10 protein-coding genes and 1 pseudogene are annotated in these 13761 nt (G+C 34.9%); 6 read left to right on the top strand and 5 right to left on the bottom strand.

What is annotated here, in order from left to right:
- Positions 1 to 489: 489 nt before the first annotated feature.
- The 4 genes and pseudogenes from PSA_RS17275 to PSA_RS17260 form a co-directional block, all read right to left on the bottom strand.
- Positions 490 to 1788, bottom strand: coding sequence for a glycerate kinase (locus tag PSA_RS17275; RefSeq protein WP_042150555.1), 1299 nt, complete (start codon positions 1786 to 1788; stop codon positions 490 to 492).
- 134 nt (positions 1789 to 1922) lie between these two features.
- Positions 1923 to 2697 (bottom strand): annotated as a pseudogene (locus tag PSA_RS26985) (2-hydroxy-3-oxopropionate reductase); the annotation flags it as partial.
- Between the two features lie 731 nt (positions 2698 to 3428).
- Positions 3429 to 4790 (bottom strand): M17 family metallopeptidase, encoded by a 1362-nt coding sequence (locus PSA_RS17265; protein ID WP_042150552.1) that lies wholly within the window; start codon positions 4788 to 4790, stop codon positions 3429 to 3431.
- A gap of 204 nt (positions 4791 to 4994) precedes the next feature.
- The gene (locus PSA_RS17260; RefSeq protein ID WP_042150550.1) at positions 4995 to 5597 is read right to left on the bottom strand and encodes an outer membrane beta-barrel protein; all 603 of its coding nucleotides are present in this window, start codon (positions 5595 to 5597) and stop codon (positions 4995 to 4997) included.
- Between the two features lie 137 nt (positions 5598 to 5734).
- Between PSA_RS17260 and PSA_RS17255 the strand changes: the two genes are divergently transcribed.
- The 5 genes from PSA_RS17255 (at position 5735) to PSA_RS17235 (ending at position 10349) form a co-directional block, all read left to right on the top strand.
- A complete protein-coding gene (locus PSA_RS17255; RefSeq protein ID WP_042150548.1) occupies positions 5735 to 6208 on the top strand; it encodes a CreA family protein in 474 nt (157 codons plus the stop codon).
- 2 nt (positions 6209 to 6210) lie between these two features.
- Positions 6211 to 7005: a hypothetical protein gene (locus PSA_RS17250; RefSeq protein WP_042150547.1), complete on the top strand. Its 795-nt coding sequence runs from the start codon at positions 6211 to 6213 to the stop codon at positions 7003 to 7005.
- 21 nt (positions 7006 to 7026) lie between these two features.
- On the top strand, positions 7027 to 8574 hold the full coding sequence (locus PSA_RS17245; protein ID WP_371257829.1) for a serine hydrolase: 1548 nt from the start codon (positions 7027 to 7029) through the stop codon (positions 8572 to 8574).
- A gap of 95 nt (positions 8575 to 8669) precedes the next feature.
- Positions 8670 to 9587, top strand: a complete 918-nt coding sequence (locus PSA_RS17240) for a histone deacetylase family protein (RefSeq protein WP_042150543.1) — start codon at positions 8670 to 8672, stop codon at positions 9585 to 9587.
- Between the two features lie 108 nt (positions 9588 to 9695).
- Positions 9696 to 10349: a CBS domain-containing protein gene (locus PSA_RS17235; protein ID WP_042150540.1), complete on the top strand. Its 654-nt coding sequence runs from the start codon at positions 9696 to 9698 to the stop codon at positions 10347 to 10349.
- A gap of 93 nt (positions 10350 to 10442) precedes the next feature.
- On the opposite strand, the gene PSA_RS17230 is transcribed toward PSA_RS17235, so the two are convergent.
- Complete coding sequence (locus PSA_RS17230) at positions 10443 to 10946, bottom strand: glycine cleavage system protein R (RefSeq protein WP_042150538.1); 504 nt, start codon at positions 10944 to 10946, stop codon at positions 10443 to 10445.
- A 517-nt stretch (positions 10947 to 11463) separates the two neighbouring features.
- Between PSA_RS17230 and PSA_RS17225 the strand changes: the two genes are divergently transcribed.
- Positions 11464 to 13698, top strand: a complete 2235-nt coding sequence (locus PSA_RS17225) for an ABC transporter permease subunit (protein WP_042150536.1) — start codon at positions 11464 to 11466, stop codon at positions 13696 to 13698.
- Positions 13699 to 13761 lie beyond the last annotated feature (63 nt).

Raw genomic sequence — 13761 nt, 5'->3', positions numbered from 1 at the left:
TTTCGTTTTTAATAGCCAATAAAAGAGTATGGCTTATATTATTGAAGTTAAAATTTTAATAAATGTAATAATACTATTTAAAGTTATTCCCTGGTTGAGATAATCGGCGAGTTCTAGCCTAAAAGAGTTGAAAAGCCGATATTTAATAGTGCTTTGTCATATGTTTGTTTTTTATAAAACATATGATTATTAATTCATCTATAACTATTATTGCGTTTTTATTTTAAGTTGTTTATTGCTTAAAATTTATCAAGTTCATTAATAGTCTAGGTTATTTACTTCTATGTAAATCAAATCGTTTTAACATATCTGTAACATCAATGCTATCTATTCTTGTCACTTGTGTTAAGTTGAAATGAAACGAATTTATAGCTTGATTTTCACACAAAAGATGTTTGTTTTTTCTCCAAGGTGAAAGGCGTGTAAATTAGCCTAAATCACGATTGTTAGGCTACGTGAGTATGTTTAAAAATATGAATTTTCAATTGTTTATAAAATTAAAATAGCTCTAAAATCATTTACATTGGTTCTTGTTGGGCCTGTTTTTAAAAGTTGTTCTGTAGCTTCAAAAAAACCATAACTATCATTGTTATCAAGGTAATTCTCAAGGTTTAATTGCTGATGTTCTGCGCTGATATAGGTTTGTGGCGTTAGCAAACAACCTGCGTTATCCTCTGAACCATCTATGCCATCGGTATCAGCTGCAACGGCATAATATTGTTGCTTTTTTTGCAATGAAATGGCAAGGCTTAATAAAAACTCAGCATTTCGACCGCCACGTCCAGTGCCTTTTAGGGTTACCGTGGTTTCACCACCGGATAAAATTACACTAGGAGGTGTTACTGGTTGCGCATTTTCAGCAATATTTAGTGCTATTGCACCGTGAACCTTAGCAACTTCTTTTGATTCACCTTCAATTTTATCACCTAATACGAGTGCTTTTATGCCTATTTTTTCTATCTGTTTTTGTACTGCATCAAGTGCGTCTTTTGGTGTGGCAATTAAAGTAAAGTGTGTATTTTTAAGCGCAGGATCATCTGCTTTTAAGGTTTCTGATGCTGGGCTTTGCAACCAAGCTTTTACATTATCAGGAATATTAATATTATAATTTTCTAAAATAGATAGTGCTTGCGCTGATGTAGTTGGATCTGCCACTGTTGGTCCAGATGCAATCACTGTTGCTTCATCACCAGGTACATCTGAAATCGCATAAGTATGAATCGTAGCAGGGAAGCAAGCTTTTGCTAATCGGCCACCTTTAATAGCTGATAAATGTTTGCGTACACAATTCATTTCATCAATGGCTGCGCCTGATTTTAATAGTGCTTTATTGATCGCTTGTTTATCAGATAATTTAATGCCCTCAGCGGGTAAAGATAATAAAGAAGAACCGCCTCCAGATATTAAACAAATCACCACATCATCTTCAGTTAAGCCTTCAACTAATTGCATTATGCGTTTTGCCACAGCTTGCCCTGCATCATCAGGCACAGGATGCGCAGCTTCAACAACTTCAATATGTTTACAGCTTTCATTATGACCATATCGTGTTACTACCAAACCAGATAATGGACCTTGCCAATGCTGCTCTAAGGCTTGCGCCATAGAAGCTGCTGCTTTGCCTGCGCCAATGACAACAGCACGTTTATTGGTATCTTTAGGTAAATACTTAGCCAAAACTTCTTTTGGATGTGCTGCGTTAACAGCAGTATGAAAAAGATCAATTAGAAACGCTTCAGGATCTTTAATTTCTGTTTGAGAACTGAGCTCAGATTGTGAGTTGTCCATAGTTGCTCTCCATATGTTAGTTTTTATACTGACACTCTATAGCTAAATAACCTTTTGAATACCTGTAATATAAAAGTCATTTAGCTATAAAGAATATCGACATAAGCTGTAAAACCCTATGTCGATATTAAAACTTATTGTGTTAATGTGTGGTTAGCCATTAGTTCTATAGACTTCACCAGTGCTGAATGATCTTCATTAACACCACCATTTGCACAACAAGTATTAAATAACTGTTGTGTGCTTGCGGTATTTGGCAGGCTCATTTCAAGCTCTTTTGCTGCACTTAATGCTAAGTTTAGATCTTTTTGATGTAAACTAATTCTAAAACCAGGATCAAAAGTACGTTTGATCATGCGTTCGCCATGTACTTCTAAAATTTTAGATGAAGCAAGTCCGCCCATAAGTGCTTCACGTACTTTAGCTGGATCTGCGCCTGCTTTAGATGCAAATACTAAGGCTTCACTGACCGCTTCAATGTTAAGTGCCACTATAATTTGGTTCGCTACTTTACATGTTTGGCCATCACCATTACCACCAACTAAAGTGATATTTTACCCATTAAATCAAGAATTGGTTTAACACGATCAAAAGCTTCTTGTTTAGCACCTACCATAATTGTCGGCTTGCAGCTTTAGCGCCTACTTTACCGCCAGAAACAGGCGCATCGACATATTCACAATCTACAGCGTTTATGCGTTTAGCAAATTCTTTAGTTGCCATAGGTGAAATAGAACTCATATCTATTACAATTTTACCTGCGTCTAAACCGTTAATAACACCGCTTTAACCAAACAGTACATCTTCAACTTGTGGGGTATCTGATACCATAGTGATAATGATATCTGCTTTTTGTGCAACTTCTTGTGGTGGTTTTTGGTTTGTATTCGCAACCGATCCAACCTGTATATTTGATGCTGTCGAGAAACTTAAAGATAAAGTGATAGTTAATTTTACCTGTACTAGGCTCATTTTTGGCATAACAATTACCTCTCATTTTTTATGAATAAGCGGCACAAATACTAAATTTGGTTGGCTAAAGTTTGGACTGAATAATTAATTGATTTTTGTATTGACCTGTTAAGTTTTATTGATACTGTAAATTCCTGTCGAAAGTGTTAGCTTTTAATTGTTATTTATCAGTATTTTGAGTTGTTCTGGTTTTTAAAATTAAACATAAAAAATAAATTAGTTTTATTTGCCAAAGCGACTTCATGTAAATCTCGTCAATTAATGGGCTTGGCTGTAATTTAACAAGTAGTTTATTATCAATCGGGCTAAATGAAATTGAAAAGATATTGTCTTTGATAGTTTGTTTTTTAGGTTTCTTATTAGAATCTTAAGTAGCAATAAATAATTTCTTAAATTGTAAATCTTCTTCGTAAATTTCAGTTTTAAAACCTAGTTTTACAAGCTCTTTATTTTCTTTTTCTTTAGGTTTTTTTGCTAAAACAGCTACTTTTTACCATTGTGATTTAAATCGAATTGGCTAATAGATGCTTTTTTTAATGATACTTGTTTAACTGCTTCACCACCGTTAGCTTGTATAGATATAGAATCGTTATAAAAAAGATGTGCTTAAAATGAAATAAAAAAACCGCTTTCGCGGTTTTTTTATTTATTTAATATAAGGAAATGTATTAAGTATTAAATCTTGACGCTAAATATGAGTAAACAGCACGAATACCAAATGCTTCGCCACCTAATGGGCGACCAGATAGTTTACGGTTATTCCACGCCATCACATCAAAGTGTAACCAATCTGTATTTTCATCAACAAAGTATTGTAGATATAAGGCTGCACAAATTGCTGCACCTTGCGGTACTGTTGGGCAGTTTGTCATATCAGCAACTTCGCTTTTGAATAGCTCTTTATATGGCTGATATAAAGGCATTTGCCATACAGGATCAAATACATCATCACCGGCATCAATAATATCGTGGGCAATTTTACGATTTGTAGAGAAGAAACCTGGTAGCTCAGTACCTAAAGCAATGCGCATAGCCCCCGTTAAAGTTGCGAAATCAATTAATAACTCAGGATCATCATTTTGCGCTTCATTTAACGCATCACATAATACTAATCTACCTTCTGCATCGGTATTATCAATTTCAACTGTTAAACCTTGGCGTGTTTTTACAACGTCACCTGGGCGTAACGCATTACTAGATACTGCATTTTCTACTGCGGGTACTAATACACGTAATCTAATTGGTAAATTATTAGCCATGATTAACTGTGCTAAACCAATAACATGAGCTGCACCGCCCATGTCTTTTTTCATATTACGCATGCCAACTTTTGGTTTTAAATCTAAACCGCCAGAGTCAAAACATACGCCTTTGCCCACTAAAGTGACTTTAGGATGTTTTTCATCTCCCCAAGTTAAATCAAGTAGTCTTGGTTTATGACAGCTTGCACGGCCTACAGCATGAATTGTTGGATAATTGTGTTCTAACAATTCATCGCCAATTAATTGAGACATATCAGCACCAAACTGCTGGGCTAAATCACGCATAGTTTGTGCTAAATGTTCAGGCATCATATCAGCAGGTGGCATGTTAATTAAATCACGCACTAAGCTAGTTGCTTCAACTTGCTTTAATACTTTATCTGCTAGTTCCTGAGTTGCTAAACCTAAAGAAACCTGGGGTTTTTCAACAGTTTTATATACATCAAATTGGTAACAACCAATCGCCCATGAAAAAGCGATGGCTTCATGATATGCAACATCTGCTTTTAATGAATATTGTCCAGAGGGTAATTGCTTGGCCAGTTCACCACATGAAAAGAAATGCTCAGGTGTTTCTACAACAAATACTACTTGCGTTAAAGCCCCTGTGTGATCAGGTATTAAAGATAAACCGGCACCTTTAAATTGCGTTTGCTTTAACCAGTTTTGAACAAGTTCATTTTGTTGTGATAGCCAAGCATCAAAACCATCTGTTGATAAAATATTTAATGGGATACCTTGGTTATTAGCATTTAAAAGTTGAATCATGTTTTACCTTAAATCGTAATTTAAAACGTGCATTAATTAAGATCTAATATACCTTATTTTGATGTTAAAAGGCTGATTTGCGATGAAAATTAAAAGCTTTTACTTTATTGATTTTAAAAGACAAGATGTAAAAAAGAGAATTAAATAGTTTAAAAGGCATTAAAAGAAATTAATGCCTAAGAGATTAGGGTTATTAATATCGAGTTAAAAGCGGTAGCTAAAGCCAATACTCGTTTGAAATTGATTAAGTAAATCGCCATCAAAATGCCATAAACAGTTATCGTCTTCTTCTTTATTTTCGGCTTCGCAGGTGGTTTTACTATTGTTATCTACGATTGTCGTTAACCAGCGAGTTTCAAAAGAGACTCTCATTGCTTCTGATAAATGATACTCAACACCACCATAAAGACCTGTAGCAAAGTAGGTATCCGACTCTGACCAGTTAGGTTTTATATTATTAATACCTAAATGAGCGCCAAAATAGCCTGATAAATCTTGACCTAATGGTACATCTATCGCGCTTTGAAATAATAAGTAATTAAAATCGAGTTTTTTGTCTTTTTCATTTTTTAAGTGGGTCGACATATTAGAATAAAACACACCATATTTCGCATTAGGAATGCTTCTTTCTATCGTTAAATTAAAGTGAGTACCGTCTTTAACTTCTATTTTTTGCAGCTCTTGAGTTTCCATTCTTTGGCTAAATGTTTTACCAACAGCACCACCTACAATGATTTTTGCGTTAGAAACAGGTGAAAAAGCAAATAAAATACTGGCAGATATGAGAGAAAGAAGGGTTTTATTCATATTTATTTCCTTTAATAAAAGAAGCTTAGCGCATAACTCTAGCGGTAGAGTATCAAATTTAGGGTATTAAAATAAGCTTTAACTTCGCTCTAATGTTCATTATGCTGATGACAATTATTTATATAAGAAAAAAATCTATGAATTATAAAGTTATATTTTTAGCATTAAGCATATTAATGTTATCGGCATGTTCAGATAATGCAGGTAAAGTAAGTTTAGGTTTATTCACTACAAAAGATGTGGTTATAAAAGCAAAGAGCGATCCTAAAATCTCTGGCATTACATGCCATATAAGTCATGTTGAAGCTGATTTAGATTTTTCCGACCCTTCAGATATGTCAATTGCGTGTCGTCAAACTGGTCCTATTTTAGCTGAACAATTACAAAAAATTGATTTTTCCAAAAATGGTGAGGTAGTTTTTAAAGAGTCTAAAAGCATATTGTTTAAAAGCTTAAAGGTGAGACGTATTTATGATGAAGAGACTAAAACGTTGATGTATTTATCGTACTCAACTAAAGAGTCAAGCGGTAGTCATCATCATGCTTTATCAACGGTGCCTCTTTATAATACCCAAGCTTGGCAATGGGCTAATCAACCAACTAAGAATTAATTATGTTATCAATTTTTAAATCTAAACCATTATTAGCAACCGAAGAGCAAAATTGGGTATTAGATACTTTTGTTTGGGCTTTTGAGCGTTTTGATGGACTGCATTTTCTAGACAAAACAGAAATCATTTTACCTAATAATCATTATTTTCCTGATCAGGTTAATAGTGTATTCGGCATGGCACAAAATGTATTTAATCACGTAGTTAATTATGCTGGTATGCAAAACTGGCCTTTGAAATTAGTTGAACCAAGCCAAATGCAGTCAGTTGCTTTTCCTAATTGGCAGTTTTCACCGCGTTTACGTGGAGAAAATGCAAAGCTGGTAAATGACAGCATGAATGATCAAGTGATTTATGTATCGTATAACCCAAATCAAATAAATCAGCCTCAAGATATGGTGGCTTCTTTTGCACAAACATTAGCATTAATTTTAATTCACCATGGTAGAGAGTTACCGCCTGGTGGAGAAGCACTATTACCGCAAGTCAGTGAGTTAATTGCGGGGTTTTTAGGGTTTGGTGTCATGCTGAGTAATACTGCTTATCAGTTTAAAGGTGGTTGTGGTTCTTGTTTTAATGCTTATGCTAACAGACAGCCTGCTTTACCTGAGCCTGAGTTGATTTTTAGCCTTGCCTTGATTGCAAAATTAAAAGGCGAAAATAAAAATAAAATATTACCCCACTTAAAGCCACACCTACGCAGTATGTTTAAAAAAGCAGATAAAACGATAAGTAATGAGCTAAAAGAATCGGCAAATCCTTTGTTATTAGCTGTATTTGATAAAGCGAATAATTAAAAAATTATAAAGAGAATAAAAATGAAAAAATTAAGCGCGATATTTTCAGGGATGTTAGCCGCATCTTTGAGTTTTTCATCAGTTGCCCAAGTAGACGCTGATAAAATATCAACAATTGTAGAGAACTCTATGGCACGCTTTAATGTGCCGGGTTTGGCTATTGCCGTAGTCGAAGATGATAAAGTGATTATGGCTAAAGGCTTTGGTGTTAAGCATTTAGATACTGGCGAAAAAGTTAATAAAGAAACTTTATTTGGTATCGCCTCCAATACCAAAGCATTTACTGCTGCTGGCATTGGTATGTTAGCTGATCAAGGAAAGCTTAATTGGGATGATAAAGTAATAGATCATATTCCCGAATTTCGTTTATACGATGCCTATGTCACGCGAGAAATGACGATTCGTGATTTATTAAGTCACAGAAGTGGCTTAGGTTTAGGTGCGGGTGATTTGATGATTTGGCCTGATACCAATAAAGATATGCCTGATATTTTGGATAGCCTACGACATTTAAAGCCTGTTTCTAGCTTTCGTTCTAAATACGCTTATAACAACTTAATGTTTGTGACTGCGGGCGAGGTAATTGCGCGTGTATCTGGTATGAGTTGGCAAGATTTTACAGAGAAAAACATCCTAAAACCATTAGGAATGAATGCGTCTAAAGCGGGCTTTTCTCGAATCGACAAAGATAATAAAAACTGGGCAACAGGACACATTCCATTTGATGGCCAATTAAATCCATTTTTTGTTAACTATTTAGAGGATTTCCGTGGTGCAGGTGCAATTGCATCAAACGTTGTAGAAATGAGTAGCTGGTTAAAAGTGCAATTAGCGCAAGGTAAAATGACTAATGGCGAACAGCTTTTCACTGAAAAACAACAAAAAGAAATGTGGCATCCGCACATTACTAAGATGGCATCTCAAAAGGGCTTTGATAGCCACAGACAACAATTTAGTGGTTACGGCTTAGGTTGGAGCATAGAAGATTATCAAGGATATAAAAAAGTAGGTCATGGCGGTGGTATTTTAGGCATGGTTTCACAAGTGACATTAGTGCCAGAGAAAAACTTAGGTATTGTAATTCTTTCTAATCAGCAAGCATTTAGTGCTTTATCTGCTATCACTCATGAAGTATTAGAAGATGCACTGCACCTTAAAGACAAAGATTGGGTAGAAGAATTAGCTGTTAAACATTTTGCAGGTAAAGACAAAGCCTATGCAAAAGCTAAGTTAGATGATGTTAAAGATGTTCAAGCGGCATTACCTTTAAAACATTATACAGGTGAATTTGTAGATAGTTGGTATGGTGATGTCAATATTATTGAAAAAGATAATCAGTTATTAATTGATTTTACCCATACTGAACAACTTAAGGGTAAATTAGAGCACTATACAGGTAATACCTTTATTGTAAGGTGGAATGATAAATTATTAGAGGCGGATGCGTTTATTAATTTTGAAATGACATCTAAAAATACGGTGAAAAATATCTCTTTAAAAGCAGCTGCACCAAGTGTTACAGATTTTAGTTTTGATTTTCACAATCTAAATTTAAAACAAAAACTTTAGCATTCTTATATACCAAAGTATCAAAGTTTGATTTTATAAACTTTGATACACTTCCTTCTATTCCTATATTTTCAATTTATTAATCTGAGTATATTATGCGTACCGCAATTATTTATCATCCTGATTGTCGTAAACACAAAATGGTGGCAGATCATCCCGAGTGTTCAGAGCGCCTAGATGTTATTCAAGATAGATTATTAGCTTCAGGTTTAGATATTGCGGTGCCGCAGATCATGACATCAAAAGCCAGCGAAGAAGATATATTAAGGGTTCATAAACAAACACATTTAGATCTTGTTAAAAGCAAAATACCAGAAACTGGCTTAGCAGACTTAGATGGTGATACTTGGCTGTGTAAAGATACATTTAAAGCTGCTGAGCGTGCGGCAGGTTCAGGCGTCTTTGCTGTAAAACAAGTATTAGCTGGTCAGTTAGATGCCGCTTTTTGTGCTGTGAGACCGCCAGGGCATCATGCAACAGAAGATACTTCTTCAGGGTTTTGTATTTTTAATAATACCGCAATTGCGGTTAAATATGCGCAAGAACAAGGCATTGAACGCATCGCTATTTTAGATATTGATGTGCACCACGGTAATGGTACACAAGATATTTTTGAACATGATGATAACGTATTATTTTGCTCTATCTTTCAACATCCTTTTTATCCAAATACGGCAATTGATAGTACAAAAACTATTATTAATACGCCTCTAACCGCAGGCATGGGCGGAGATGATTTTAAACGCGCGATCATAGGATCTTGGTTACCCGCTATTAAACGGTTTAAACCTCAATTGATATTTATCAGCGCCGGTTTTGATGGCCATTTAGAAGATGATATGGGTGGATTAACTTTAGTTGAAGCTGACTACGCTTGGTTTACTGATAAAATAGTTAAGTTATCTAAGTCCCCAGAGTGTAAAGGCATAATTTCCATGCTTGAAGGCGGTTATGACTTATCTTCATTAGGGCGTAGTGTTACTACCCATCTCAAATCATTAGCTGAAGTTTAATTCTTTTATAGAAAACCTTTCTTTGATCTAAAACACATCTTAGTTATTTCCTATTTGATAAAATTTACACTTTGCATGTATCTTTATCATGAATAGGGAATTTCAATAATGGTTTTAAAATCAAGTAATAAAATATTGACTGTAGCAGATTTAATGTCGAAAAATATTTTATTCTGTAAACCAGAAACATCATTATTCAAAGTCGCTAATATGATGGGCAACAGAAATGTAAGTGCCATTTTCATTATGTCTGACAATAAGCTTGTTGGTGTATGGACCGAAGCTGATTGCGCTAAATTAGACTTTTTAGAGCCTGAGTTTTCTCAACAACTAATTTCTAGTTTTATGAGCAGCCTAGTTAAACAGGTGCAAAGTTCAATATTAGTATCTGAATTAACCGTATTACTTCATAATTATGGCTTTCGTCATTTATTAGCAGTTGATGAAAATAATACCCCTCAAGGTGTTGTAAGCCTATCAGATGTAATAAAAAGCCAAGGGCTTGAGCACTATTTTCACTTTAGGCAGGTTGATAAAAGTTATAACGCTAAAATTCCAGATGAATATGGTAATAGTCAAATAGTGAAAGCTATCATCGCATTGGCACAGAGTTTAGATTTAGAAATGGTGGCTGAGGGGGTAGAAAAAGAAAAACAACTGCAGTTTTTACAAAGTATCGGTTGTCATGTCATACAGGGATACTTTACAGTAAAGCGTTACCTAAAAATGAATTTAATCAATTTATTGCCAATCAAAATTTAGCATGCGAAGTAATATGATTTTAAATTAAATACTTGAAAGGCATGAGTTATCATCAGAGCATGCCTTTTATCGATTTGTAGCAAAAATTTAAGCTTAAACTTCTTCTACATCAACAATTACATCCGAAGTAATAGATTCTAACGCGTTGATAATTTCGCTTTTATCTAAGCCACTTGGTAGGTGTACAGTTGCAATGGCATTAAATAAAGGCACGCCCCAATTAGGTGCACTTTGCTGTTTAGAAGTGAAATGAATAATGCTTGCGCCTTTATGCCTAATAACACTTGATAATTCTTGAACGATACCTGGTCGGTCGTTACCTGTGATCACTAAGTTGATTTGGCTTTGTTCGCAATGTTTTGTATCTTCCCCATCTTCAATCCTTATTTCTAAGTCTTTGATATTATGGAGAGCTGTTTGTAAAATGTCTAACTTTTCCTCTGGTACCTCGATTTGTAATATGCCGGCAAAATGACCGCATAAATGACTTAAATTACTGGCTAACCAATTGCCGTTGTATAATAAAACTGTTGATGAAACTTCTTCTACAAGACCTGGTCGGTCTTGCCCGATTAGGGTTAGTACTAACTGCTTCATAGGTATCTCTCTGTATCACGAAACTAATACCATTTGCGTTAATTAACTGGTCACTCAGCGGGAGTTCAAAGCGCTTTAGGTAAGGCATTGATTTTAGAAAATGGTTATTCCCTTATCAAAATCAATAACGCATCATAAAGTGCTTTGAAACCCACCTAAAAGAGCTAATGAGGATTTACACTTCGTTGTTATGTCAGCTCTAATGGGAATAACCATTAATTCACTGGCATGCCTAGAATTGTAAACCCTCATTAACTCTGAGTGGTCATTTAATTGTCGGAATTGGTAAAATTATTATTTAATATTAATTTAAAACCAAAGTATTGACCTAGCCTAGTAATTTGTCCAGTTTCCACAACAAAATTCCATTTTTATGGTTATAACTTTGACTCGAAGCAATATTTGCCTTTTTATGACATTTTTATGTCAAAATATTTGTTTAATTAAGTCTCATGTAACAAAACTGTCATCTTGACACAATATAATATGCTCAACTTTAATGCTGAAGGAAACTTTGATGGCTTCACATTCGCAAAAATCTAACTTTCATACGGATAAAGGCCGTTTGATTAAAGATAAAATTGCACAGTTTAGTATTTTTTCAGGTGGTGTCATGGTATTGGCAGCACTTCTTATGATTTTCTTTTATTTACTTTATGTTGTTGCACCAATTTTTGAATCTGCGTCAATAACACCGAGAAATGAATTTAAATTACCTGCAGGGCAAGAAGTTTTAGCTGTAGGTATGGAAGAGCAGACTGAAATTGCTTATTTACTGACTAAATCAGGTGGAATGGATTTTTATCAGGTAAAGGGCGCTAACTTTGGTGAAAAGATAACGAGTAGCCAAGTAAATCTTGAAAGCAATATTACAAGCTTTGCTCAAAGTGCACCTCATTTAGGTTTGTATGCTTATGGCTTATCAAATGGTGGCATGACGTTAGTTCACCCTAAATTTGATGTGACATTCCCTAATGATAAACGTGTTATTACACCGGGTATTTCTTATCCTGTAGGAGAGAGTGCTTTAATTGTTGATGAAAATGAGCAAGCAATTAAAGATTTTGCTTTTAGCGTTGATGAAGGAAAAATTTCTGTATTAGCGCAAACACAAGAAAATAAAGTGGCTTTTACTGTTTTCACCGCAGAAGAAAACTTTATGACTGATGAAATTGAATGGATTGCTGAATATGCTTATCTTGATATTGAAGGTCGCATTGATGAGTTATTAATTTCTCCAGATGGCACGCGCTCATTTATTCGCAGTGCTAATAAAGTTTTTATATTTAATACACGTGATATCGACGATATTTCTAAAATACAAGTTTTAGCGGCAAATGAAGAAAATGCTAATTTAGTTTCAAGTGTGCTATTAGCTGGTGCAAACTCTTTATTATTTAATAATGATAATGGTGAAATTTCACAATGGTTTGAAATCAATACTGAGCAAGGTCGTGAACTTACGAAAGTACGTACTTTTGATACACAAGATAGCTCAATTACAGCGATGTTTCCTGAATATTATCGCCGTACATTTTTTACTGTTAATGACCAAGGTGGTTTAGGACTTTATTATACAACAAGTGAAAGCACACTTTGGTTAGGTGATGTTGCTGATTCTGCAATCTCAAACTTTGCCATTTCACCCCGTTCAAATGCAGCTCTGATCATTGCTGGTAATACAGTATTTATGATTGATATTGTAAATGAACACCCTGAAGTGAGCTGGTCAGGTTTATGGAATGAGGTTTGGTATGAAGGTTACACTGAACCTGGTTATACTTGGCAGTCAACTTCAGCAAGTGATGATTTTGAATCTAAATTTTCACTCATTCCAATTTCATTTGGTACCATAAAAGCGGCATTTTATGCCATGTTATTTGCAGTACCAATTGCGTTATCCGCTGCGGTTTATACTGCTTACTTTATGTCACCACAATTACGTAAAGTTGTAAAACCAACAATTGAAATAATGGAAGCATTACCAACTGTTATTTTAGGTTTTTTAGCAGGTCTTTGGTTAGCGCCAATATTTGAAGAGCATTTACCTGCTATTTTGATTTTATTGTTTGGTTTACCACTGGCTATGTTAGCAACAGCCAGTGGTTGGAGTCAGTTACCGCAAAAAATTCGTAACTCAGTACCTGAAGGGTCGCATTCAATACTATTAATTCCAGTTGTTTTAGTGGTGGGTGTTTTTGCTTTCAGCATGAGTCCGTTTATCGAAGAGTTATTATTTGGTGGCGATGTTCGTCAATATCTTACAAACGATTTAGGACTTGATTTTGACCAAAGAAATTCACTCGTTGTTGGTATCGCAATGGGCTTTGCGGTTATTCCAACGATATTTACAATTGCTGAAGATGCGGTATTTAGTGTGCCTAAGCATCTTACAAATGGTTCACTAGCATTAGGCGCAACACAATGGCAAACCTTAGTTAAGGTTGTATTGTTAACTGCCAGTCCAGGTATTTTCTCTGCGATTATGATGGGCTTAGGACGTGCAGTAGGTGAAACTATGATAGTACTGATGGCCACAGGTAATACACCTATTATGGATTGGAGTATTTTCCAAGGTATGCGTACGTTAGCTGCCAATATCGCAGTAGAAATGCCAGAGTCTGAAGTAGGTAGTTCTCATTATCGTATTTTATTCTTAGCAGCATTTGTTTTATTCATATTCACCTTTATGTTCAACACAATAGCTGAATTTGTTCGTCAACGTTTACGTGACAAATATAGCTCAATGTAAGGTGGTTTAAGATGATATTTCAAAAGTTGAATATGTTTAATAAAAGAATTGTGAAAGGTTATA

The organism is Pseudoalteromonas sp. '520P1 No. 423' (assembly GCF_001269985.1).
GTDB lineage: Bacteria > Pseudomonadota > Gammaproteobacteria > Enterobacterales > Alteromonadaceae > Pseudoalteromonas.
Note: the sequence above shows the minus strand (reverse complement) of the source record. Positions and strands in the feature narration are given on the sequence as shown.